The sequence below is a fragment of the Flavimaricola marinus genome, from assembly GCF_900184895.1.
GTDB classification, from domain to species: Bacteria; Pseudomonadota; Alphaproteobacteria; order Rhodobacterales; family Rhodobacteraceae; genus Flavimaricola; species Flavimaricola marinus.
Genome location: NZ_FXZK01000005.1, coordinates 201,697 through 224,482, shown reverse-complemented (window position 1 = coordinate 224,482; position 22,786 = coordinate 201,697). Strand labels below are relative to the sequence as shown.

The 22,786-nt window shown below is 64.0% G+C and carries 27 protein-coding genes and 1 tRNA gene; 19 read left to right on the top strand and 9 right to left on the bottom strand.

Annotated features, from left to right (window positions below):
- Positions 1–215: 215 nt before the first annotated feature.
- From LOM8899_RS14225 to LOM8899_RS14200, 6 genes are all read left to right on the top strand, one after another.
- The gene (locus tag LOM8899_RS14225) at positions 216–818 is read left to right on the top strand and encodes a riboflavin synthase (RefSeq protein WP_093992884.1); all 603 of its coding nucleotides are present in this window, start codon (positions 216–218) and stop codon (positions 816–818) included.
- A 5-nt stretch (positions 819–823) separates the two neighbouring features.
- Complete coding sequence (locus tag LOM8899_RS14220; RefSeq protein WP_093993015.1) at positions 824–1,399, top strand: hypothetical protein; 576 nt, start codon at positions 824–826, stop codon at positions 1,397–1,399.
- A gap of 213 nt (positions 1,400–1,612) precedes the next feature.
- The gene (gene ribB / locus LOM8899_RS14215; protein WP_093992883.1) at positions 1,613–2,743 is read left to right on the top strand and encodes a 3,4-dihydroxy-2-butanone-4-phosphate synthase; all 1,131 of its coding nucleotides are present in this window, start codon (positions 1,613–1,615) and stop codon (positions 2,741–2,743) included.
- Between the two features lies 1 nt (position 2,744).
- Entirely contained in the window at positions 2,745–3,272 is a 528-nt protein-coding gene (locus tag LOM8899_RS14210) for a 6,7-dimethyl-8-ribityllumazine synthase (RefSeq protein WP_093992882.1), read from the top strand.
- Complete coding sequence (gene nusB / locus LOM8899_RS14205; protein ID WP_093992881.1) at positions 3,269–3,736, top strand: transcription antitermination factor NusB; 468 nt, start codon at positions 3,269–3,271, stop codon at positions 3,734–3,736. The genes LOM8899_RS14210 and nusB overlap by 4 nt, the downstream gene beginning before the upstream one ends.
- 61 nt (positions 3,737–3,797) lie before the next feature.
- Positions 3,798–4,106, top strand: coding sequence for a DUF2157 domain-containing protein (locus LOM8899_RS14200; RefSeq protein ID WP_093992880.1), 309 nt, complete (start codon positions 3,798–3,800; stop codon positions 4,104–4,106).
- A gap of 327 nt (positions 4,107–4,433) precedes the next feature.
- Here the strand turns inward: LOM8899_RS14200 and LOM8899_RS23430 are convergent, their stop codons facing one another.
- Positions 4,434–4,589, bottom strand: a complete 156-nt coding sequence (locus LOM8899_RS23430; RefSeq protein ID WP_168770550.1) for a hypothetical protein — start codon at positions 4,587–4,589, stop codon at positions 4,434–4,436.
- A 199-nt stretch (positions 4,590–4,788) separates the two neighbouring features.
- Between LOM8899_RS23430 and LOM8899_RS14195 the strand changes: the two genes are divergently transcribed.
- Positions 4,789–5,250 (top strand): MmcB family DNA repair protein, encoded by a 462-nt coding sequence (locus LOM8899_RS14195; protein ID WP_093992879.1) that lies wholly within the window; start codon positions 4,789–4,791, stop codon positions 5,248–5,250.
- Here LOM8899_RS14195 and LOM8899_RS14190 read toward each other — a convergent pair.
- A complete protein-coding gene (locus tag LOM8899_RS14190; RefSeq protein ID WP_093992878.1) occupies positions 5,231–5,428 on the bottom strand; it encodes a DUF6324 family protein in 198 nt (65 codons plus the stop codon). The two genes, LOM8899_RS14195 and LOM8899_RS14190, sit on opposite strands and share 20 nt — an antisense overlap.
- Positions 5,429–5,613: 185 nt before the next feature.
- On the opposite strand from LOM8899_RS14190, the gene LOM8899_RS14185 reads away from it, so the two are divergent.
- Positions 5,614–5,690 (top strand) — tRNA-His (locus LOM8899_RS14185).
- A 57-nt stretch (positions 5,691–5,747) separates the two neighbouring features.
- On the opposite strand, the gene LOM8899_RS14180 is transcribed toward LOM8899_RS14185, so the two are convergent.
- On the bottom strand, positions 5,748–6,515 hold the full coding sequence (locus LOM8899_RS14180) for an HpcH/HpaI aldolase family protein (RefSeq protein ID WP_093992877.1): 768 nt from the start codon (positions 6,513–6,515) through the stop codon (positions 5,748–5,750).
- 21 nt (positions 6,516–6,536) lie between these two features.
- On the bottom strand, positions 6,537–7,565 hold the full coding sequence (locus LOM8899_RS14175; protein WP_093992876.1) for a Gfo/Idh/MocA family protein: 1,029 nt from the start codon (positions 7,563–7,565) through the stop codon (positions 6,537–6,539).
- 268 nt (positions 7,566–7,833) lie between these two features.
- Between LOM8899_RS14175 and dctP the strand changes: the two genes are divergently transcribed.
- The 9 genes from dctP to LOM8899_RS14130 all read left to right on the top strand — a co-directional run bounded on the left by dctP (position 7,834) and on the right by LOM8899_RS14130 (position 15,325).
- The gene (gene dctP, locus LOM8899_RS14170; protein ID WP_093993014.1) at positions 7,834–8,844 is read left to right on the top strand and encodes a TRAP transporter substrate-binding protein DctP; all 1,011 of its coding nucleotides are present in this window, start codon (positions 7,834–7,836) and stop codon (positions 8,842–8,844) included.
- 39 nt (positions 8,845–8,883) lie between these two features.
- Positions 8,884–9,390: a TRAP transporter small permease gene (locus LOM8899_RS14165; RefSeq protein WP_093992875.1), complete on the top strand. Its 507-nt coding sequence runs from the start codon at positions 8,884–8,886 to the stop codon at positions 9,388–9,390.
- Positions 9,387–10,682: a TRAP transporter large permease gene (locus tag LOM8899_RS14160; RefSeq protein ID WP_093992874.1), complete on the top strand. Its 1,296-nt coding sequence runs from the start codon at positions 9,387–9,389 to the stop codon at positions 10,680–10,682. Before LOM8899_RS14165 ends, LOM8899_RS14160 begins: the two co-directional genes overlap by 4 nt.
- 131 nt (positions 10,683–10,813) lie before the next feature.
- Positions 10,814–11,839 carry an RluA family pseudouridine synthase gene (locus LOM8899_RS14155; protein ID WP_093992873.1) on the top strand — a complete coding sequence of 342 codons (1,026 nt, stop codon included), beginning with the start codon at positions 10,814–10,816 and terminating at the stop codon, positions 11,837–11,839.
- Between the two features lie 166 nt (positions 11,840–12,005).
- Positions 12,006–12,902, top strand: a complete 897-nt coding sequence (rpoH, locus tag LOM8899_RS14150; protein ID WP_093992872.1) for an RNA polymerase sigma factor RpoH — start codon at positions 12,006–12,008, stop codon at positions 12,900–12,902.
- 150 nt (positions 12,903–13,052) lie between these two features.
- Entirely contained in the window at positions 13,053–14,033 is a 981-nt protein-coding gene (locus LOM8899_RS14145; RefSeq protein WP_093992871.1) for a Gfo/Idh/MocA family protein, read from the top strand.
- Entirely contained in the window at positions 14,026–14,484 is a 459-nt protein-coding gene (locus tag LOM8899_RS14140; protein WP_093993013.1) for a VOC family protein, read from the top strand. Before LOM8899_RS14145 ends, LOM8899_RS14140 begins: the two co-directional genes overlap by 8 nt.
- Complete coding sequence (locus LOM8899_RS14135; protein WP_093992870.1) at positions 14,484–14,783, top strand: DUF4389 domain-containing protein; 300 nt, start codon at positions 14,484–14,486, stop codon at positions 14,781–14,783. Before LOM8899_RS14140 ends, LOM8899_RS14135 begins: the two co-directional genes overlap by 1 nt.
- A 296-nt stretch (positions 14,784–15,079) precedes the next feature.
- On the top strand, positions 15,080–15,325 hold the full coding sequence (locus LOM8899_RS14130) for a hypothetical protein (RefSeq protein ID WP_093992869.1): 246 nt from the start codon (positions 15,080–15,082) through the stop codon (positions 15,323–15,325).
- Between the two features lie 121 nt (positions 15,326–15,446).
- Here the strand turns inward: LOM8899_RS14130 and LOM8899_RS14125 are convergent, their stop codons facing one another.
- The 3 genes from LOM8899_RS14125 to LOM8899_RS14115 form a co-directional block, all read right to left on the bottom strand.
- Positions 15,447–17,264: a M3 family oligoendopeptidase gene (locus tag LOM8899_RS14125; RefSeq protein ID WP_093992868.1), complete on the bottom strand. Its 1,818-nt coding sequence runs from the start codon at positions 17,262–17,264 to the stop codon at positions 15,447–15,449.
- 104 nt (positions 17,265–17,368) lie between these two features.
- Positions 17,369–18,967 carry an ATP-dependent DNA ligase gene (locus LOM8899_RS14120; protein ID WP_093992867.1) on the bottom strand — a complete coding sequence of 533 codons (1,599 nt, stop codon included), beginning with the start codon at positions 18,965–18,967 and terminating at the stop codon, positions 17,369–17,371.
- On the bottom strand, positions 18,964–19,986 hold the full coding sequence (locus tag LOM8899_RS14115; RefSeq protein WP_093992866.1) for a ligase-associated DNA damage response exonuclease: 1,023 nt from the start codon (positions 19,984–19,986) through the stop codon (positions 18,964–18,966). The genes LOM8899_RS14120 and LOM8899_RS14115 overlap by 4 nt, the downstream gene beginning before the upstream one ends.
- A 116-nt stretch (positions 19,987–20,102) precedes the next feature.
- On the opposite strand from LOM8899_RS14115, the gene LOM8899_RS14110 reads away from it, so the two are divergent.
- Entirely contained in the window at positions 20,103–20,867 is a 765-nt protein-coding gene (locus LOM8899_RS14110) for an HpcH/HpaI aldolase family protein (protein WP_093992865.1), read from the top strand.
- Here the strand turns inward: LOM8899_RS14110 and LOM8899_RS14105 are convergent.
- Both LOM8899_RS14105 and LOM8899_RS14100 read right to left on the bottom strand, forming a co-directional pair.
- Positions 20,864–21,820, bottom strand: a complete 957-nt coding sequence (locus tag LOM8899_RS14105; RefSeq protein WP_093992864.1) for an alpha/beta hydrolase — start codon at positions 21,818–21,820, stop codon at positions 20,864–20,866. The two genes, LOM8899_RS14110 and LOM8899_RS14105, sit on opposite strands and share 4 nt — an antisense overlap.
- An 11-nt stretch (positions 21,821–21,831) precedes the next feature.
- Positions 21,832–22,122 carry an SCP2 sterol-binding domain-containing protein gene (locus tag LOM8899_RS14100; protein ID WP_093992863.1) on the bottom strand — a complete coding sequence of 97 codons (291 nt, stop codon included), beginning with the start codon at positions 22,120–22,122 and terminating at the stop codon, positions 21,832–21,834.
- Positions 22,123–22,193: 71 nt separating this feature from the next.
- On the opposite strand from LOM8899_RS14100, the gene LOM8899_RS14095 reads away from it, so the two are divergent.
- Positions 22,194–22,754 (top strand): tetratricopeptide repeat protein, encoded by a 561-nt coding sequence (locus LOM8899_RS14095; protein WP_093992862.1) that lies wholly within the window; start codon positions 22,194–22,196, stop codon positions 22,752–22,754.
- Positions 22,755–22,786 lie beyond the last annotated feature (32 nt).

Sequence of the window (22,786 nt, the reverse complement as noted above, 5' to 3'; positions counted from 1 at the left end):
AGGCGCGGTGTCTTAAGGCTCCATTCACGCTGTTCACCGAGGCGGCCCTTCGCGGAAAAATCTCGCGAAAGTTCGGTTAAAACTTTAGCCGATCCGCCCTTGCAGCCCCCGCCGCCGCCAGAGGGGCAGCCGACGCCAAACTGCGCGGGCGTCGCGCCGACGTCTTGCCCCTCGGCCCCGGCAAGGCTAGGTCTTGGGGCAAAGGAGACCGCGCCATGTTCACAGGGATCATCACCGATGTCGGCGAGATCGTTTCGCTGACCCAAGAGGGCGATTTGCGGGCGCGGATCGGCACCAGCTATGACGTGAAGGGGATCGACATCGGAGCGTCGATCGCCTGTGACGGAGTGTGCCTCACGGTCGTCGCCGTGGGCACCGACCCGCGGGCATGGTTCGACGTGCAGGTCTCGGCGGAATCGGCAGGGCTGACCAATATCGGCGGCAACGGCTGGTTCGTCGGCAAGAGGATCAATCTGGAGCGGGCGCTCCGGGTCGGCGACGAACTCGGCGGGCACATCGTGTCCGGGCATGTGGACGGGGTGGCTGAACTCACCGCGATGACGGACGAGGGCGACAGCACCCGGATGACCTTCCGCGCACCAGAGGCTCTGGCCCGGTTCATCGCGGCCAAGGGATCGGTCACGCTCAACGGCACATCGCTCACGGTGAACGAGGTCGACGGGGTCGACTTCGGGATCAACGTGATCCCGCACACCAAGCAGGTCACCACATGGGGCGACGTGAAGGTGGGCGACGCGATCAATCTCGAAATCGACACCATGGCGCGATATGTGGCGCGCCTTCAGGAATGGCGGTGATCGCGATGGGCGCCGTCACTACCACAGCCGGGATCGGGCACAACAACGGCCCCACGATGGAGCCGGGGCACAGCTGGCGCAAACATGTCTGGACCAAGGCCCGCGCCGATCTGCTGCCGACCCTGCCGATCGAGGTCGTGCGGCTTCGGGTCAAACGCGCCGCCGAGCTGGGTCTGCCTTACAAGACCTACGCCAGTGTGCGGGCCAGCACCGGCCATGACGTGATCGGCCTGCTGTTCTCGACGAATGCGCTCGACCTGCTGCGGGCCAACGATCGGCTCGAGGCCGAGAAAGCGGCCAAGATCGCCGCGATAAGGAACTGCGACAGGGTTTCGCTCTACTATCCCGGCATCGCGCCGGACAGCCTGATCCCGCCCTGCGACGCGGCGGCACCTGCGCCCGCACCGTGGCTTTCCTGGTCCGAGACCCGGCAACAACTGGTTTCGGCGTTGCGCAGCCGCGGGCGACCCTGCGGCGGCTACCTGATCATCGGGGAAACCGGGGCAGAGCGGGAATGGGCCGCCGCGGGCAAGACCGCCGGCTTCCTGACCGGAGAGCGGTTCTTCAACGGGGCCGCCTGACACACCGTCGGGCGATTGCCGCACCTGACCTTCATCTTGGCCGAAAAACTCCCGCCGGAGGCTCCCGAACTGGCCACCGGCACGACCCCCGAAATTTCGCACATGGCCTGTGTATAGCGGGTCTCGGCACGCGCCCCCCTTTGCAAAACGCCCGCGACCCGCTATCTGCCCAAACGCAGCCACATATGGGCAAGAAGCGGGGAATAGCCGATCATGAGCACACCTTTCGAAGCACCGGGGCCGGTCGAACAGGATTGGGCCGACGCGATTTCGCCCATCGAAGAGATCATCGAAGACGCCCGCAACGGCCGGATGTTCGTGCTCGTCGATCATGAAGACCGTGAAAACGAAGGTGATCTGGTGATCCCGGCCCAGATGGCCACGCCGGATGCGATCAACTTCATGGCCAAGCACGGCCGCGGCCTGATCTGCCTGACCCTGCCGTCCGAGCGGATCGACGCGCTGGGACTGCCGCTGATGGCGAGCCAGAATTCCTCGCGCCATGAAACCGCTTTCACGATCTCGATCGAGGCGCGCGAGGGGGTCTCGACCGGCATCTCGGCCCATGACCGGGCGCGGACCGTGTCCGTCGCCATCGACGCCTCCAAGGGCGCCGCCGACATCGCCACGCCGGGCCACGTCTTTCCGCTGCGCGCCCGCGACGGCGGCGTGCTGGTCCGGGCCGGTCATACCGAGGCGGCCACCGACATCGCGCGTCTGGCCGGGCTGAACCCCTCCGGCGTGATCTGCGAGATCATGAACGAAGACGGCTCCATGTCGCGCCTGCCCGATCTGGTCAGCTTCGCGCAACTGCACGGGCTCAAGATCGGCACGATCAGCGATCTGATCGCCTATCGGCGGCGGCACGACAATCTGGTCAAATCCAAGACCACCCAGACGATCACCTCCGAGTTCGGGGGCGAATGGCAGATGCGCGTCTTCAGCGACGAGACCCAGGGGGCCGAGCATATCGCCCTGATCAAGGGCGATATCAGCACGCCCGAGCCGGTGCTCGTCCGCATGCACGCGCTCGATCCGCTGCTCGACGTCGTCGGCACCGGTCCTGCCGGGCGTGCCGCCGAATTCAGCGATGCCATGAAGTTGATCGCGGCAGAGGGCCGGGGCGCCCTCGTGCTGCTGCGCGATTTGCAGATGAAGATCGTCGCCGACGAAGAGGTCTCGCCACAGACGCTCCGGCAATACGGGGTCGGGGCGCAGATCCTGTCGTCGCTGGGGCTGCACCAGATCGTGCTGCTGACCAATTCCCCACAACCCAAGGTCGTCGGACTGGAGGCCTACGGGCTCGAGATCACCGGCACCCGCAAAATCTCGGAGATCGGATAACATGGCTGGCCCGTCACACTACATCATGCCGCTGCCCGAACTGGACAGGCCCACCAAGCTGCTGATCGTGGCCTCGCCCTATTACAAGGACATCTCCGATCACCAGATCGCGGGCGCCGTGGCAGAAATCGAGGCCGCCGGAGCGACCCATGAGATCGCCCATGTGCCCGGTGCGCTGGAGATCCCGACCACCATCGGCATCGCCGAACGGATGAGCAATTTCGACGGCTACGTGGCGCTTGGCTGCGTGATCCGGGGCGAGACGACCCACTACGACACCGTCTGCAACGATTCGTCGCGGGCGCTGCAACTCTTGGGCCTTCAGGGGCTGTGCATCGGCAACGGCATCCTCACCGTAGAGACCTATGAACAGGCCGCCGTCCGCGCCGACCCGAAACAGCAGAACAAAGGCGGTGGTGCCGCTGCGGCGGCATTGCACCTGATCGCGCTTTCGCGCAAATGGGGGCGGGCGGAAAAAGGCATGGGCTTTACCCGCGAACTCTTGGCCAAAGGTGGTGAGACCGTATGACCGTTTCGAATAACGAGCGCCGCAAGATGAAGTCTGCGGCCCGGTTCTACGCGGTGCAGGCGCTGTTCCAGATGGAAGCGGCGGGGCAAATGGTCGAACCCGTGATTCGCGAATTCGAGGATCACCGCTTCGGGGCGGTCTACGAAGGCGACGAGATGGCCGAAGGCGACGTCGATACCTTTCGCAAACTGATGCACGACGCGGTCAACTATCAGGCCCAGATCGACCAGATGACAGATCGTGCGCTGGTGGCCAAATGGCCGATCGCGCGGATCGACCCGACTCTGCGGGCGTTGTTCCGCGCCGCCGGGGCCGAACTGGTGCAGGGGGACACACCTCCCAAGGTTGTGATTGTGGAGTTCGTCCAGATCGCAACCGCCTTTTTTCCCGAGGGAAAAGAGCCGAAATTCGTGAACGCGGTGCTGGATCATATGGCTCGGGAGGCTCGTCCCGAAGCCTTTTAGCCGCGCGTTACTTGTCATTAAGAATTTAAGCGATACTGTTATAGACGAGGAGTCCGTCACAATGTCGTCATCAATCCGCCGCTATTTCTGGTCCGCCGTGGTCGGTTTTGCTCTGGCAGGGCTGATGGTGGCCTTGGGCATCTGGTTCAACGTCGCGCATCTGTGGGATGTTATCCTGCAGGCTGACAGAACGGTGCTGACAGTGATTCTGCTCTGGGCCGCGAACGGCATCGTGTTTTCTGCGGTGCAATACGGCCTGTCCGCGATGGACGGCACCGACGACGAGGATGACGATGGTCCGGGTGGCGGCTTTCGCCAGTACGAGCTTCGTCCGATCCCCGTGCGTCGCGACGAGAATCGCCGTCCCTGAATTCATCCGATGTCTGTGACGTGCCGCTCGGCTCTTGGCCGGGTGGACTTGTTTGCGCCTTCCGCTCGATGCGCCGATGGCCCCGAGTGGGGCGATGCTCTCAAAATGCGGTAAAAGTGGCGGGAACCGCGGCAACCGTGGACGTGTTATTCCCGAGGACCTGTATATACAGGTGGGCGCCAGTTAAAATGGCCAGGACCAGAACAGAGCCAGCTCCCTCGGATTTGCTTAAGGCCACTGGAATGAGACGCCATTTCACGAATAGCGCAGAAGCCCGCCGCCTCAACAGGTAGGGCGGGCCCGGTCGTCTTGCAAGGGGCGTTTGAATTAACGCGGTGCACCGGTGTCGAGGAGCCACCCGCCAGGGCCGACCATGTCTTCCGGCAGGCGCACGAAGATCTGCTCGACGCAGCCGACAACCAACAGGCTTGCGCAAACTTCAAAGAAGCTGATGTCGTTGAGAAGGGCGGTGAGCGTCATCATTTGGTAGGTCCTTCCGGTGCATTTCGAACGGTTGGCGTCTTGGGCCGTTAAGAAAGTGATAAAAGTCCGATGCGGCTGGAACGTGGCCGAGGTGGGGCATTTGCGAAAGTAACGCTAGGTCACGCGCCCAATTTCAGCCTCAAATGCCACAGATTGCCGCATTATTGACAGGTGTTCACGAATTGTTCATGTTTCGGGAATGCCCGACACGACTCTCCCTCCGACGCTCCGACCCGGCCAGCTTCTGGCGCGTGGAGTGTGTCGTCATCTGCTGACCCATGATTTCGTGAGCGTCGAGGAACTGGTGCCGACCTCGGGCCTGCGGGTCGACGTGATGGCGCTGGGCCCGAAGGGCGAGGTCTGGGTGATCGAGTGCAAATCCAGCCGGGCCGATTTCCAGTCGGACCAGAAATGGCAGGGCTATCTGGAATGGTGCGATCGGTTCTTCTGGGCGGTGGATGCGGATTTTCCGACCGAGCTCTTGCCCGATGAGACGGGGCTCATCCTCGCCGACAGCTATGACGCCGAGATCGTGCGCATGGCCCCCGAAACAAAGCTGGCCGCTGCCCGTCGCAAGGTGATGGTGCAGAAATTCGCGCGCCATGCGGCGATCCGCTGGCACGGCGCGCGTGATCCGGGTGTCAGCCTTTACGGCCCTTGAACTTGCGCGCCACGGCGGCCGCTGCGCGAATCTCTTCGGCGATTTCCTCGGCCTCCTCCGGATCGAAATCCATTGGAACCTCGATTCCGTTGCCTTCGACGAACAGACGAACCATGCCGTGATCGGTTGGCCCGATCTGCAGGTTTGCTTCAATATCGCGTTCGGTGTCGATGCCCATGATACTTGCCCCCTTGGGTTCCAGCCTGTGAAATAGCGTCCGAGCGGCGCCAATGGCAAGGGGCTGCGAACCGGGCCCGGTGCCGCTTTGCCCGCTGCCACGGTGCAGATTGCTCTGAAAACAGCGTCGCGATCGTGCTCTCTGCCCTTGCATTCGCGCGAACCGGGCGCTAAATCCGCCCCAGTGCCGCCTTAGCTCAGTTGGTTAGAGCGCCTGATTGTGGATCAGGAGGTCCCCCGTTCAAGCCGGGGAGGTGGTACCACTCTCTCCCTGCAGTCGCGACGCGCCGATCTCCTGCAATCGGAGCATTCACGCGAGCCTACTTGCCGAAGCTCGTGGCCAAGGCCCGAACCGCGTCGTCGAGCAGGCACAGGTCGACACCGACGGCGGTGAAGGTCGTGCCCCATTCGATGCACTGCCTGTTGAACGCGGTATCGAGCGACAGAATGCCTGCCGGTTTGCCCATTGCCTTGAGGCGCGCGATGGCGTCCTTGATCACCGCGACGACCTCGGGGTGGCCGGTATTGCCCGGATGGCCCATGCTGGCCGCCAGATCGGCCGGTCCGATGAACACCGCGTCGACCCCCTCGACCGAGGCGATCTCTTCGAGTTGCCCGATGGCCGAGATCGTTTCGACCTGCACGATCAGACACAATTCGTCCTCGACCGTCTGCACGTAATTCTCGACCTTGGCGAACCGCGTCGCCCGGGTCATCCCCGCAAAACCGCGCACGCCGTGCGGGCCATAGCGCATGGCGCTGACAGCGGCGCGGGCCTCGTCGGCGGTTTGCACATAGGGGATCATCAGGCTTTGCACGCCGATATCCAGCAGCCGCTTGATTTCCACGGTGTCGTTGCCGGCCGCCCGCACCACGGCGCTGGTGTCGGGGTAGGCCGCAATCGCTTGCAACGCCGACATCACGTCGGTCACGGAGATCGGAGAATGCTCGGTATCCACCAGCATCCAGTCAAAGCCGCAACTGGCCAGCTGCTCGACCACGGTCTTGCCGTCGATGGTGTTCCAGATCCCGATCTGCTGGGTGCCGGCCTGTAACGCGGCTTTGAAGGCATTCTTGGGGTTTCGCACAGGCTTGCTCCTTCTGGCGCATCACAATGGGACAGTATGCCCGGTTCGGGCCGACGTCTTGACGGCTTCGATCACGGCTTGGGTGTTCAGGCCGTCGCGGGCCGAAACGAGCGGCGTTTCCCGGCCCGCGATGACAGCGACGAATTGCTCGATCTGTTGCACAAGCGGGTCGTCAAAGCCATGGATCAGTTTCGTAGCCGAGATCGGTTCCCACCAGCCGGGCTTTCCGGGATGCGACCAGAGCGTCAGATCGGGCAGGGACAGGGACCCCTTGTCACCGCCGATCAGGTAGCAGGCCTGCGACGTGGCCGGATAGGCCGGGTTCTCGCGGGCGGTCAGTTCCCAGCTCCATGGCGCCGGGATCGTGTCGGATACGCTGAGCGTGCCGAGCGCGCCATTGGCAAACCGCAGCAGGATCACGGCGGTATCCTCGACCTCGAAACCGCGGGCGACGTTCGAGTCCATCGCATGCACGCTGACCACTTCGCCGCAGAGGTGGCGCATCAAGTCGATGTCGTGACTGAGGTTGAGATAGACCGGACCGGCGCCGGGCTTGGTGCGCCATTCGGCCTCGAAATACGCGTCGGGCTTGTGGAGCCACGTGGTGCCCTGCACGGCGGTGATCCGGCCGATCGCCCCGGCGTCGATCGCCGACTTGGCCTTTTTGATCAATGGATTATGCCGCCTGTGGTGGCCCGTCATCAGCGGCACTCCGGCCGATTCCCCGGCGGCGACGATGTCACGCGCGCTCTCGAGATCGGTGGAAAGCGGCTTTTCGATCAGGGCGGGAATGCCGGCGGCGATGCAGGCCATGGCACCGGGCAGGTGCTGGTCGTTCGGGGTGGCCAGAATGATGCCGTCGGGGGGGGCCGATGCGATCATGTCGCCCAAGGTCGCAAAGTGCGGGCAATCGTGCCCGGCGGCCACGTCCTTTGCTGCGGGGGCCGGGTCCGCGATCCCCACCAGCGTCGCGCCACGGGCCTGTGCCACGGCTTCGGCATGGCGGTGTCCGATCAGCCCCGCCCCGGCAATGCCCAGACGGTAGCTCATGACAGAGCTTGACGCGCTGTGCGCATCCTCACCCCCGAAGGGCGACGAGAGCGGAATGGGGAGCAATCGGACACGCGATAGGGGCCTTTGATAAACGGTCAGACCCTCGGGTCAGCCGCGACGTTAGCACTCCGCCACATTGGCGCAAGGCCGTTGTGCGCCGGGCCACCCCACCACTTGGCCGATTGTGCGGTTGGCATTTCCAGTGCAGTATTCCGTCAAGGCCCCGCTGGAGACGGGGTTCAAAAACGACATGGGAGGAGACCATATGTCAATCAAACTTGCTCGCCGGGCCGTTCTGGCCGCCGGCACCGCAGCCGTATTCGCCGGCGCCATGGGCACCGCCGCAATGGCTCAGGACCTGATCCAGCTGCGCCTGTCCGCGCCAAGTTCCGAAACCGATCAACGCGCCGTGGCGCTTCTGGAGAAGTTCGGCCCCGCGGTCGCGGATTTTGCCAGCTTTGAGCCAAGCTGGAACGCCACGCTCTTTGCCCAGGGCACCGAGCTGGAGGCCATCGCACGCGGCAACCTCGAGATGTCGATCACCTCGGCGCAGGAACTCGCCGTGTTCTTCCCCGAATTCTCGATCTTTACCGCGGGCTACGTCCATCAGGACGCCGCGCATCAGGTCGCGGTGTTCAACGATCCGCTGATGGACCCGTTCAAGCAGCGCGTCGAGGATGAGTTGGGGGTCAAGCTGCTCACCGTCATGTATCTGGGCCGTCGTCAGGTGAATCTGCGCCAGACCAAGGACGAATTGACGGTGATGACACCCGCCGATCTGGATGGGGTGAACCTGCGGATGCCGGGCACGGACGCTTGGCAATTCCTCGGCCGCGCTTTGGGCGCATCGCCGACACCTATGGCCTTTACTGAGGTCTACACCGCCCTGTCGACCGGGGCCGTCGATGGGCAGGACAACCCGCTTCCCACCGTGGTCGATGCCAAGTTCTACGAGGTGACCAACCAGATCGTCCTGACGTCGCATCTGGTCGATCTCAACTATCTGGCGATCTCGAAGGAGGCTTTTGACAGCATGACCGCCGAACAGCAGGCCGCCGTTCAGGCCGCCGCCGACGAGGCTGCGGAATACGGTCGCCAGAACCAACTGGCCAAGGAGGCCGAGCTGGTGTCCTTCCTGCAAGAGCAGGGGCTGGAGGTCTACGAGCCCGATCTGGCGGCGTTCCGCAATCAGGTGCAGTCGATGTATCTGGAAAGCGAATTCGCAGAGACCTGGCCCGAAGGCGTGCTCGACCAGATCAACGCGCTGGGCAACTGATCCCGGCCAAACCACGACTGACCGCGAGGGGGCCAGGCCATGCACTTTGTGACCAAATGGTTCACTCGCGGGACGGAATTCGTCGCCGCCGCCCTGTTGGCGGCGATGTTTCTGACCTTCATTCTGCAAATCTTTTCGCGCTACGTCCTGCAACAGCCCTTCGGCTGGACTCTGGAGCTGTGTCTGACGCTCTGGGTCTGGATCGTGTTCTGGGGCAATGCCTTCATCGTTCGCGAACGCGATCATGTCAGCTTTGACATCCTCTATCTGGCGATGCCGCGCAGGCCGCGTCAAATCCTTGCGCTGGTGTCCGCCGCGGCGATTGCGGTGGGCATGGCGGTCTCGTTCTGGCCGACGTGGGACTACATCGATTTTCTGAGGATCAAGAAAAGCGCCACGCTCAAGATACCGATGCGCACGATCTTTTCGATCTACGGCCTGTTCTTGATCGCCGTGGCCCTGCGCTATGCTTGGCTGTTCGTCGCCATCCTGCGCAACGGCCCCCCCGATGACGCCCATACTCTTCCCGGCGAGGACGGGTCATGAGCCTCGAACTTGCGCTTTGCCTGATCACCCTGTTCGGGCTGGCCGGGATCGGAATGCCGATCGGCTACGCGATCATTCTGGGCGCGTTGGTCTATCTGCAGGCCGCCGGTCAGGATATCGCCCTCGTCGGCGAGCAGATTCTGCAAGGCTTGTTCAACAGTTTCGTCCTGCTCGCCGTGCCGCTGTTCATCGTGGCCGCCAATATCATGAACGCCGGCACCATTTCCGAGCGGCTTTTGCAGTTTTGCGTGGCCGCCGTCGGCCGCTTCAAGGGCGGTCTGGGCCACGTGAACGTGGTGGCATCGCTGATCTTTTCGGGCATGTCCGGCTCTGCCGTGGCCGACGCGGCAGGCATCGGCAAGATCATCATCGAGATGATGAGCAAGGAGGGCCGCTACCCCCGAGGCTATGCCGCCGCCATCACTGCCGCCAGCGCCACCATCGGTCCGGTGATCCCGCCGTCGATCCCGATGGTGCTCTATGCCTTGGTCTCGAACACCTCGATCGGCTACCTGTTCCTTGGCGGCATCCTGCCGGGGCTGGTGATGGGCGCGGTGTTGATGGCGATGAACACCTATTTGTCAGCCAAGCGCGGCTTTGCCGTCGAAGAGCCGGTGCCATTGCGCGACCTGCCGCGCCAGACGGCCAATGCCTTTCCGGCACTCTTGATGCCCGCGATCCTGCTCTATGGCATCTACGGAGGGGTCACGACCCCGACCGAAGCCGCCGCCGTCGCCGCGGCCTATGCCCTGCTGCTGGCGGCCTTGTTCTATCGGGCGCTGTCGTTCAAGGCGCTCTACGGCATCCTAGTGGACAGCGCCCGGTCCTCGGCGGCGGTGGGCCTCGTGATCGGCGGGGCGCTGATCCTCAACTATATCGTGGCCTCCGAGAACATCCCCGGCATGGTCGCGCAATCGCTGGTCGGGCTGGACGTGCATCCGCTGGTGTTCCTGCTCTGCGTGAACCTGCTGTTGCTTGTCCTTGGCTGCGTGCTCGATGCCACCACGATCATTCTCGTGATCCTGCCGCTTTTCATTCCCACTTGCCGGGAGCTCGGGATCGACCTGATCCATTTCGGGGTGGTGGCCGTGATCAACTGCATGATCGGCCTGATCACGCCGCCCTACGGCATCCTGCTGTTCGTCATCAACGCCGTGACCGGCATTCCGCTGCGCGAGATCATCGGCGAGATCTGGGCGTTTCTGGCGGTGCTGATCGCGGCCCTTCTGCTGCTGATCCTCGTGCCGGAGATCGTGTTGTTCTTGCCAAGGCAACTCGGCTACGGCGGCTGACCGAGGGGCGACGACGGCTCAAAGGATGGCGGTGCTCCGGCGGGCCGGAGGCCTCCGGGCCGGGGCCGCAGCGCGTTGACGTTGCCGCTGGCGACGATCCCCGCTAGAGGACGGTCCAAAGGAGCCACCCCATGCCAACCCGCGTCGTCCAGTTCGTGATCCAAGACAATCCGCCCGCCCGCCTGGACAAGGCGCTCGCGCGGGATGTGCCCGAGGACGCCTCGCTCAGCCGGTCGCGGTTGACCCGGCTCTTGGCCGAAGGCGCGGTCAAGGTCGACGGCGTCGTCGTCACCGATGGCAAGGCCAAGGTCCATGAAGATGCCGCCGTCGAGATCACCGTGCTCGACGCCGTCGAAAGCCATATCGGGGCCGAAGACATTCCGCTCGACGTGGTGTTCGAAGACGACGACCTGATCGTCATCAACAAACCGGCAGGGATGGTCGTTCACCCCGCTCCGGGAACGCCGGGCGGCACGCTGGTCAACGCGCTGATCCATCACTGCGGCGAGGGGCTGTCCGGGGTCGGCGGCGAGAAGCGGCCCGGCATCGTGCACCGGATCGACAAGGACACCTCCGGCCTGCTCGTCGTGGCCAAGACCGACCGGGCGCATCACTCTCTGGCCGATCAATTCGCGGCACACACGGTCGAGCGTCGCTATCTGGCCGTCTGCAACGGGGTGCCCGATGCCAACGATCCGCGCCTTCGGGGGATCAAGGGCACGAGCTTCGAGGCGGCCAACATCCTCAAGATCCAGACCCACCTTGCGCGACACAAGACCGACAGGCAGCGGCAAGCGGTTCTGTTCGAAGGCGGGCGGCACGCGGTCACGCGGGCGCGGATCATCGAGCCGCTGGGCACACCCGCCGTCGCGGCGCTCATCGAATGCTGGCTGGAAACCGGACGGACCCACCAGATCCGGGTGCATATGGCCCATTGCGGGCATGGGCTGATCGGAGATCCGACCTACGGCGGCAAGCGCAAACTGTCGCCCAAGGCGGTCGGAGAAGACGGCGCCGCCGCCGCCGCGGCCTTTCCCCGACAGGCGCTGCACGCCGCGACCCTCGGGTTCGTCCATCCAGTGTCGAACGAGATGTTGCAGTTTGCGGCACCGCTACCGCAAGATATGGAAGACCTGATCACAATTTTGCGACATTAGTTGTGTTTCAGCCAGTCTATTGTGCGTGAATGCACTGAAACCACTCTTCTCATTCCGGGGGAGAGGTTTAACTTGGTCTTCAGAGAATAACAGCACATCTCTTGACGTGGATAACCCCGATACACATATCCATGTTAAGCCCTTAAACATATAAGGAGGGGGACACATGACGACGTATACTAACCTCCCGGCCCCGTCGCCGGAACAGGGAATGAACCGCTACCTCCAGGAAATCCGGAAATTCCCGCTGCTGGAGCCGGAAGAGGAATACATGCTGGCCAAGCGCTGGGTGGACCATGAGGACACCGAGGCCGCGCACCGGATGGTGACGTCGCACCTGCGACTGGCCGCCAAGATCGCCATGGGCTATCGCGGCTACGGCCTGCCGCAGGCCGAGGTGATCTCGGAGGCGAACGTGGGCCTGATGCAGGCGGTCAAACGGTTCGACCCCGAAAAAGGCTTCCGTCTGGCGACCTACGCGATGTGGTGGATCCGCGCCTCTATCCAGGAATATATCCTGCGGTCGTGGTCGCTGGTAAAGCTCGGCACGACGTCGGCGCAAAAGAAGCTCTTCTTCAATCTGCGCAAGGCCAAGGCCCGGATCGGCGCGCTCGAAGAGGGCGACCTGCACCCCGACAACGTCGCCCAGATCGCGCATGATCTGGGGGTGACCGAAGCCGAAGTGGTGAGCATGAACCGGCGCCTCTCCGGCGGCGACGCATCGCTCAACGCCATGGTCGGCACCGAAGGTGAAAGCGCGACCCAGTGGCAGGACTGGCTCGAGGACGAAGACGCCGATCAGGCGACCGATTACGAAGAGCGCGACGAAATGGATGCCCGCCGCGAGATGCTGGCCGCTGCCATGGATGTGCTCAACGATCGCGAAAAGGACATCCTCGTGCAGCGCCGCCTGCAAGATCAGGTCGTCACGCTCGAAGATCTGTCTGCACAATACGACGTCAGCCGCGAACGCATCCGCCAGATCGAGGTGCGCGCCTTCGAAAAGCTGCAAAAGCGGATGCAGGAACTCGCCCGCGAAAAAGGCATGTTGGAAACAGCCTGATCCGCCTCCCCTCGGATATGTTTCCTACCACCCCGCCGGTTCTCCCTCCGGCGGGGTTTTTCGTGCGTATCTCCGCCGCAGCGGGGAACATTTTGACGCCGCTCAGGAACGGGCCTACACAGAGGGCAGTCAGAAAATCAGGGGGCAGACATGTCACAGACCGTCAAATGGGGCGTCTTGGGCGCAGCTAATTTCGCATTGGAACACATGGCCCCGGCAATTCACGCCGCGCGGGGTGCCGATTTCGCCGCTCTGGCGACCAGCTCACCCGACAAGGCCGCTGCCTTCCAGTCCTTTGCGCCAAATCTCAAGGTGCATGACAGCTACGACGCGCTGCTCGCCGACCCGGATATCGACGCGGTCTATGTGCCGCTGCCCAACCACCTGCACGTGGAATGGACGCTCAAGGCGCTGAAGGCCGGCAAACACGTGCTCTGCGAAAAGCCCCTTGCGATGACGGCGCAGGAGTTCGACGACGTGATCGCCGCCCGCGACGCCAGCGGACTGCTCGCTGCCGAGGCCTATATGATCGTGCATCATCCGCAGTTCGTGCGGGCCCGCGAATTGGTGCAGGGCGGGGCCATCGGGCCACTGATGCACGTCGATTGCCACTTCAGCTATGACAACCGCACCGCCACGGACAACATCCGCAACCGGCCCGAAACCGGCGGCGGCGGCCTGCCCGACATCGGGGTCTATGCCTTTGGCGCGGCGCGGTTCGTGACGGGCGAAGATCCGACCGCCATTCCCTATGCCAAGATCGAATACGAGAACGGCGTCGACGTGGTGGCTCAGGTCGCCGCCGATTTCCCCAGCTTCGACTACACCGGCCTCGTCTCGATGCGGATGTTTGCGCGCCAGGAGATTACCTTCACCGGCCAGACCGGCATCCTGCGTCTGACCTGCCCGTTCAACGCCAATGTCCACGACATGCCGCGGCTGGAGCTTGAGACCGGCGACAAGACCGTCACGGTCGAGCGCTACCCCGGCATCAACCAATACGTGCTTCAGGTCGAGAATTTCGGGCGGACCGTGCGCGAGGGCGCCGACTATCCGTGCCCTCTGGAATTCTCCAAAGGCACGCAGAAGATGATCGACATGGTTTTTGATGCAGGTGGCCGCGATGGCTAAGGTCCAGACCTGCCTCTGGTTCGACGGCAACGGCGAAGAGGCCGCCGCGTTCTATGTCGGCCTGATCCCCGACAGCGAGATCACCAACATCGTGCCCGGCCCCGGCGGCAAAGCGCTGATCGTCGACCTGTCTCTGGCCGGCGCGCCCTACACATTCCTGAACGGCGGGCCGACCTATAAACTCAGCCCCGCCGCGTCGATTCAGGTCTTCACCGAAGATCAGGAGGAGACGGACCGGCTCTGGGCGGCGCTGACCGACGGCGGAGAGGAGAGCCGCTGTGCATGGTGCGTGGACCGGTTCGGCGTCTCGTGGCAGGTCGTGCCGCGGGCCCTGCCGGGCTATATCGGCGGGCCGGACCCCGACGGCGCCCGCCGCGCGACCGAGGCCATGATGGGCATGGCGAAAATCGACATCGCGGCTCTCAAGGCCGCCTACGAAGGAGCGGACTGATGCAGGACGACGACAAAGCCATGGGCCGGATGACCGGCGAACAACCCGAGGTCGAGCCCGAGAATCTGCTGATGCGGTTGATCCACATGATCCTGATCGCGATCATGATTTCATTTGCTCAAACCGTGCTCGGAGTGCTGACGATCATCCAGTTCGTGATCATGCTGATCAACAATCGCAAGCCCAACGAGAATCTGGCGGAGTTCGGGACGTCCCTCGGCATCTGGATCGCCAAAGCCGCCCGGTTTCAGACAGCCGCCTCCGAGGTCAAGCCGTGGCCGTGGACAGAGCTGGATTGAGCGGTTCGCAGCGTCGGTCGTGACCGGCATCACAATGCCCACATCCTCCTGCCGGGGGCTTTGGGGCCTCTATCTCCCGTCGATCGTTTCGCTTTCAGAAGTCTAGCTGTTCCGCGCAAGAAGCGAGATTTTGGATCGGCGGCAGACCGTCGTCTCGCGTCTGAAACCGTCTTCACAGCTATGGCTGCACCGGCGATTTTCGGCGTCCGTCGTCGGGTCATGCGGCTCTGTCCGGGGAACCAAACGTCAGGGCTGGGTGTTCTTTCCATATAGAATCATGGCAAAGGAACGCAGACATGACCAATCCAGATCGTAGCGAACATGTCACCACAACCACCACAACGGGCGGCGGCGCTGGTATGGGCGTCATCGTCGGCGCGCTTGTCGTCGTTGTCGCTCTGTTGGCCTACTTCGTCTTCGCCGGCGGGTCCGCACCCGGCGCCGACGACGTGACGGTCACCATCGAGGGCGCCGGTGAGGCCGTCCAAGACGCACCGGCCGCCGTGGAAGGCGCTGTGGAAGGCGCAGTCGAAGGCAACTGAGCCACAGCAAGGTCGTTAATGACAAAGGGCCGCGTCTCGGAAGACGCGGCCCTTCTTGTCGGCAGGGGGTGGTCGTCGTGACGGGAGCTGCAACGCGGAAACCGGGGACGCGCGGCTCGGTCTAGTCCTCCATCGCCTCCAGCTCGTCGATCATCCCCTCGATCATGCCCAATCCCTTGGCCCAGAAATCCGGATCGGACGCATCCAGCCCGAAGGGGGCCAGCAGTTCCTTGTGGTGCTTGGACCCGCCGGCCTTGAGCATATCGAAATACTTGTCCTTGAAGCTCTCGCCGCTCTCCTCGTAGACGGCATAAAGCGCGTTCACGAGGCCGTCGCCGAAGGCATAGGCATAGACATAGAACGGCGAATGGACGAAGTGCGGGATATAGGCCCAGAAGGTCTCGTAGCTGGGCATGAAGTCGAAGACGTCGCCGAGTGATTCCGCCTGAACCGACATCCACAGGGCGTTGATGTCGTCGGGGGTGAGTTCACCCTGGCTGCGGGCGGCGTGCAGCTTGCATTCGAAGTCGTAGAAGGCGATCTGGCGGACGACCGTGTTGATCATGTCCTCGACCTTGCCGGCCAGAAGGGTCTTGCGCTCTTCTTTGGTCTTGGCCGCACCGAGCAGCTTCTTGAAGGTCAGCATTTCGCCAAAGACCGAGGCCGTCTCGGCTAGGGTCAGCGGTGTCGAGGACAGCAATTCGCCCTGTCCGGCGGCCAGCACCTGATGGACGCCGTGGCCCAACTCGTGCGCCAGCGTCATCACGTCGCGCGGTTTGCCAAGGTAGTTGAGCATCACGTAGGGGTGCACTTCGGTGACGGTCGGATGGGCGAACGCGCCCGGCGCCTTGCCCGGCTTGACCCCGGCATCGATCCAGCCCTTGTCGAAGAACGGCTTGGCCAGATCGGCCATGCGCGGATCAAATGCGGCATAGGCCTCCATCACGGTGCGCTCGGCCTCTTCCCAGCCGACGACGCGCGTCGTCTCCATCGGCAGCGGCGCGTTGCGATCCCAGACCTCCATGCGGTCGAGGCCGAGCCACTTGGCCTTGAGCTTGTAATAGCGATGACTCAGGCGAGGATAGGCCTCGACGACGGCGTTGCGCAGGGCCTCGACGACCTCGGGTTCGACGTGGTTGGACAGGTGGCGCCCGGTCTGCGGGGTCGGCATGCCGCGCCAGCGGTCCTCGATCTCCTTCTCCTTGGCGAGCGTGTTGTGAATACGCGAGAAGGTCTTGACGTGCTGGCCAAAGACCTCGGCCAGCGCCTTCGCTCCGGCCTCGCGGCGCGACCGGTCGGCATCTGTCAGCAGGTCGAGAGTGCCTTCGATGTTCAGCTCTTCACCGTCGACAGTGAAGGTGAGGCCCGCGATGGTTTCGTCGAACAGGCGATTCCACGCGGCGGCCCCGACGGTCGATTGATCGTGAAGGAATTTCTCCAACTCGTCCGACAGCTGATAGGGCTTCATCGCGCGCATCCGGTCGAACACCGGCTTGTAGCGGGCCAGATCGGCACTCTCGGCCAGAACCCAATCGAGATGTTCCTCGTCGAGGCGGTTGAACTCCAGACCCCAGAACACCAGCGGCGTGGTGTAGGCGGTGATCCGGTCCTGACAATCGGCCATGAACTTGGCGCGTTCGGCATCGGTGGTCATCTGGTAATAGCTCAGGCCCGCATAGGACATGATGCGCCCGGCGACGATGTCGATCTTTTCATAGCGCAGCACCGCGTCGAGCAGGCCCGCCGCATCCAGATCCGCCAGCTTGCCTTCGAACGCGTCTGCGAAATCGGCGCAGGCGGTTTCGAGCCAGTCCATGTCCCGTTTGATCTCGGGGCTGTCCTGGCCGGGATAGAGATCAGAGAGGTCCCATTCCGGCAAATCGCCAAACGGCGATCCACCAGCGGTGTTGGCATCGAAGGTGCGGTTCTGGCTCAGCATGCGGGGCTCCTGGTAACGATTTCCCCCTTCATAGGCTGCGTCGAGCGCGGTGGAAAGTGCGGGAGCCTCCGGCGGGAGTTTTTGGGCCAAGATGAAACCCGGGCTCAGCCGAATTGATCGAGCATGTCTTTCAGGTCGTCGAGGGTGTTGGCCTCTGACAGCGGCTTGTCCTGCCGCCAGCGGCTCATCCGGGGAAACCGCAGCGCCACGCCGGATTTGTGCCGGGGGCTGGCCTGAATGCCCTCGAAGGCGATCTCGAAGACGTGGTGCGGCGTGACCTGACGCACCGGGCCAAAGCGCTGGGTCGTGTTCTTGCGCACCCATGCGGTGATCGAGCGGAACTCGGCGTCGGTGAGCCCCGAATAGGCCTTGGTAAAGGGCACCAGCGTTCGGTCTTCGTGTGGGCCGTCCCAGACCGCGAAGGTGAAATCGGTGAACAGGTTGGCCCGCCTGCCGGAGCCTGACTGGGCATAGATCATCACCGCGTCGATGGTCAGCGGGTCGACCTTCCATTTCCACCAGTCGCCCTTCTTGCGGCCGGCGAGGTAGGGGCTGTCCAGCCGCTTGAGCATCAGCCCCTCGGCCCCGAGGTCCCGGCTGGCCAGCCGTTCCGCGGCGAGGTGTTCGGGGCCGTCGAACGGGACGGTTTCCGACAAGTGCAGCGGCAGGCCGTCGGGCAGGTCCCGGATCAGAGCGCCGAGCGCGGCGCGGCGCTCGCGCAGGGGCAGGGCGCGGATGTCCTCTCCGCCATGTTCAAGAAGATCATAGGCCATCAGCACGACCGGCGCCTCGCTCAGCAGCTTTTTCGGTACGGTCTTCCGACCGATCCGCTTTTGCAGCGCGGCAAAAGGCAGGGGCCGGCCTTCTGCAAACGCCAGCACCTCACCGTCGATGACGGTGCCGTCGGGCAGGTAGTCCTTGAGCGTGGCCAATTCGGGAAAGCGGTCGGTCATCAACTCTTCGCCCCGGCTCCAGAGATGATGTTCGCCGGCCCGGCAGATCAGCTGCCCCCGGATGCCGTCCCATTTGCGCTCGGCCTGCCAGTCCTCGCTGGTGATCTGCGAAGGGTCCTCCAAGGCATAGGCAAGGTAGAACGGATAGGGCCGTGACAGCGCGGCCGTGGGATCGGGCGCTTCGATCAGGCTCTCCCAACTCACGGTATCCGGGGTCCAGTTTCCCATCAGCCGATGGGTCAGCTCCGCCTCTTCGATGCCTGTGGATTGGGCCAGGGCGCGGGTCATCAGCTTTTGGCTGACGCCGATGCGGAACCCGCCGGTGAGCAGCTTGATGAACAGGAACCGCTCGATGCCGGGCAGGCTGTCCCAAGCCGCCAGGACCCCGGCCTTGCGTGCCGCGTCATCCTGGGCCGAAAGCGTTTTCAGGGTGCCGATCCAGTCGCTCAGGCTGCGATCGGTCTCGTTCTGTGCCGGGGGCAGGACGAGCGAGATCGTCTCGGCCAGATCGCCGACCACGGGATAGCTTTCCTCGAACAGCCACAACGGGATGCCCGCCCGTTCGGCCGCCCATTCGCGCAGGGTCGTGGTGGTGATCAGCCGTTTCGGGCGGCGGCCGGAGAACAGGGCGATGGTCCAGAGCCGGTCTTGTGGAGGGGAGTCGGTGAAATAGTCGCACAGGGCGGCGACCTTCCGGGTCGTCGAGGTGGTTTGATCCACCGCCGTGAAAAGCTGGGCAAAGCGTTTCATGGGGTCTCTGCCTCTGTGTCCGGCGTGTCGAGGCCCTCGCCTTCGTATTCGGTCGAGACGATGTGGGCGTCATAGCCCTGCTCCTCCAGCCAGCGCCGGAAAACCGAGGTATAGCCGTGAGTGACGAAGATCTTTTCGGCCCCGGTGGCCTTTATCGCCTCGTTCAGACCCGCCCAGTCGGCATGGTCGGACACGACAAAACCCCGATCCGCCGCCCGCCGCCTGCGCACCCCGCGCAGGGCCATCCAGCCGGAGGCGAAGGCGGAGGAGCGCGAGGCGCCGAAACGCTGCGCCCACGTTCCTGACAAAGCGGAAGGCGGGGCGATGACGATGGCGCGGTCCTTGGCGGCCTTGTCCAGATCGGGGGTGACGAGCGTGGTGTCGGGCAGGGCGATGCCTTGGGCGCGGAGCACCGCATTGGTGCCTTCGACCGCGCCGTGGGTCAGGATCGGGCCGATGGAGGGATCCAGCAGGTGCATCAGGCGCTGCGCCTTGCCCAGGCTGTAGGCGCCGAGCATCGACACCCGGCCCGCTTCGGCGTTGTCTGCCCACCAGCCGTTGATCTGGGCGGTCAGATCCTGCTGGCCGGTCCAGTTGAACACCGGCAGGCCAAAGGTGCATTCGGTGATGAAGGCATGACAGCGGACCGGCTCGAACGGGTCGGACAGACCGTCGGCCACGGTCTTGTAATCCCCCGAGACGACCCAGACCTCGCCCGCCACCTCGACCCGGATCTGGGCAGAGCCCGGAACATGGCCCGCCGGATGAAACGACACCTGCGCACCGCCGATCTGGCGGCTCTCGCCGTAGCGGATGGTGTCGATCGGGATATCGCCGAGGCGGTGACGGAGGACAGGGGCTGCGATGTCGGTGCTGAGGTAATGACCCATCCCCGACCGGGCATGGTCGGCGTGGCCGTGGGTGATCAACGCCCGCGGCACCGGTCGCCACGGATCGATGTGGAAATCGCCTGCGGGGCAGTAGATGCCCTCGGGCGTGAAGGTCAGCACGGCGCTCATGACCAAAGGGTAGCGTGTCGGCGCGGTAGTGCCAGTGAGTTTTCTTGCCAAGATGAAGGGGGGCCTTGTGCCAATCGGCCTGCTGTGGTCGCTTGTGGCAAAGCGGAGGACGGAAAATGCGGATTGCCGGGTTCAAGAGCCGGATGACGGCGGGAGAGATGCTGTCTGGCACCTTTGTCAAGACACCCGACATCCGGGTGATCGAGGTTCTGGCGCAGTCGGGCCTCGATTTCCTGTGTCTGGATGCCGAGCATTCGCCTTTTGGCCGGAACGAAATGGATGCCTGTCTGGCGATGGCATGCGCCTTGGACATGCCGATGTTTATCCGGGTGCCGTCGGGCGCTCCGGAGGCGATACTGGCGGCGCTCGATTGCGGCGCGGTTGGGGTCGTGGTGCCCCATGTCGACAGCGTGGCGAAGGCCGAAGCGGTGGCTCGCGCCGCCCGTTTCGGCCCCGGCGGGCGCGGCTTTGCCGGATCGACCCGTTGGGCGGGCTATGCCACCCGGCCGATGGGCGAGGTCTTGGCCAAGGATGTGCAGACCATCGTGATCGCCCAGATCGAAGAGCCAGCCGGCGTGGATGCAGTGGCCGAGATCGCCGCAGTGCCGGGGATCGACGCGCTGTTTGCGGGGCCGGGGGATTTGTCGGTGAGCTATGGCGAGACCGTCGTCGGATCAGAGGCGCTGACCCGTGCTCTCGCCGCCATCGGCGCCGCCGCGCGGCAACATGGCAAGACTTATGTGACCTGGGTCTCAGATGCCGCGACGGCCGCCGAATGGGCGCCGCACGGGATGACGATGTTCGTCGTCGCCTCCGAGCACAGCTGGATCCGGTCCGGCGCGGCCGAGGTCGCGCGCGGGATCCGGTCGATCGCGCCCTAGCCCGCCATCGACTGGCAGGGGGCGGGGACGAACAGCTTGGCGAGTGCGTCGAAGATCGCCGTCCGCACCTCGGGCGTTTCGATCAGCACTTCGTGCTGCGCACCCTCGAACATGATCAACTCCCCGCCCGGCCAGCGAGTCATCCGGTCGCGAATGCGGGCGACGTCGACGATGGCCTCCTTGGAGCCGAGGAACGTCAGGCAGGCCAGATCGGGCGATGGGCGGGCCGCGAGGGCGCGGGTCTCGATCAGCGCCTCGTTCAGCCAGTTCAGCGATGGCCCGCCGAGGCCGAGCGCCGGTTGCGCATGCAGGTGATCCTGCATCTGCCGGAACATCTCGGGATCGCTGGTCAGGGTGTTGTTCTCGAATCCCGACTGCAGGACATAGGGTTCCGGCACCCGGCCCGGCGCAAAGACATGGCTGAAGCGCAGCGGTTTGCTCACCGAAGACAGGGTCCAGGCGACGGGGCGCAACGCGGGCGACATCTGAATGCCCCACATCGGGGCGGTAAAGGCACAGGCCTCGACCGGGAGCCCGTTGTAGATCGCGCGCAGGCCGATGGCGCCTCCCATCGAATGGGCGAGAAGGTAATAGGGCTCGGGCAGGCCGGCGGCGCGGACATGCGCCATCACGGCGGCGACATCGCGCTGATAGTCGGAAAAGTGATCGACATGGCCAAGGAGCGGGTTGGGCTGCAGCCTGTCGGCCAGCCCTTGACCGCGCCAGTCGATCGACACGGTGGCATAGCCGCGCTCGCGCATGGCCTTGGCCAGATGGCCGTATTTCTCGACATATTCCGAGCGGCCCGGAAACATCAGAACGGTGCCGTTCGGGGCATCGGCCCCCCATTGGCCAACCCTGATCCGGACACCGTCGTCGGCGGTCAGCCAGACGGCTCGGCCGTCCTGCGGCGCATCGGTCAAGTCAGCAAAATAAGGGGCCGATTCGGTCATTTGGGCAATCCTCAGGCCAGCACACCAGAGAGCGCCATCGCGGCGCCCATATCGCCATCGACCGTCAGCTTGCCGGTCATGAAGGCGGAGGTGGGGTTCAATTCGCCATCCAGAATGGCTTTGAACGTTTCGGTATCGGCGGTCAGTGTCACGTCGGCCGGGTCGTCAGCGGCACGGGCGCCTGCCTCGTCGATCATGATGGCGCCTTCGCCCTCGATCACGAACTTGGCGGTTCGGTCAAAGCCGTTGCCAGCCATTTTCGCGTTCAGGGCCGCGACGGCCTCGGTCACTACATCGCTCATTCGTCGTCCTCTCCGTATGTTGTGATAATCGCCCTCTGGTCAGAGACGCGCTACTCGCTACATTAGGGGATATGGCGTTCATCACACATCAGATCAAATGTATCGTGGCGGCACTGACGGCGTCAGTGTGGTTTTCCATACCAGCCGCCGCCGATCAGGCGCGGGTCGACGACCTGTTGGCACAGCTGTCTCAGGCCGAAGGGATACAGGCCGAACGGCTTGTAGCGGAGCTTCAGAACGAGTGGTCCAAGAGCGGCTCGGCCGCGATGGACCTGCTGTTACGGCGGGGCCAGGACGCGCTGGAAGCGGGGGAGCCTGTGACGGCGGCCGAGCATTTCACCGCAGCCATCGACCATGCCCCGGACTTTGCCGAAGCCTATTCGCGGCGCGCGGCGGCCTATTATCAATCGGGATTGATCGGCCCGGCGCTGGAGGATCTGCGGCAGGCTCTGACGCTGAACCCGGATAATTTCGTGGCGTTACGGGGGTTTGGCGTGTTGCTTGAGGAGCTGGACCGCAAGGAAGACGCGCTGGAGGTGTTCCTCGCCGTGCAAGAGGTCTATCCTGCGGACGAAGACACCGCCGCTGCGATCGCACGGCTCGAAATGATGCTCCAAGGTCAGGCGCTCTGACGCTCTGACCCCGGCAAACCGGGAACGCCCTG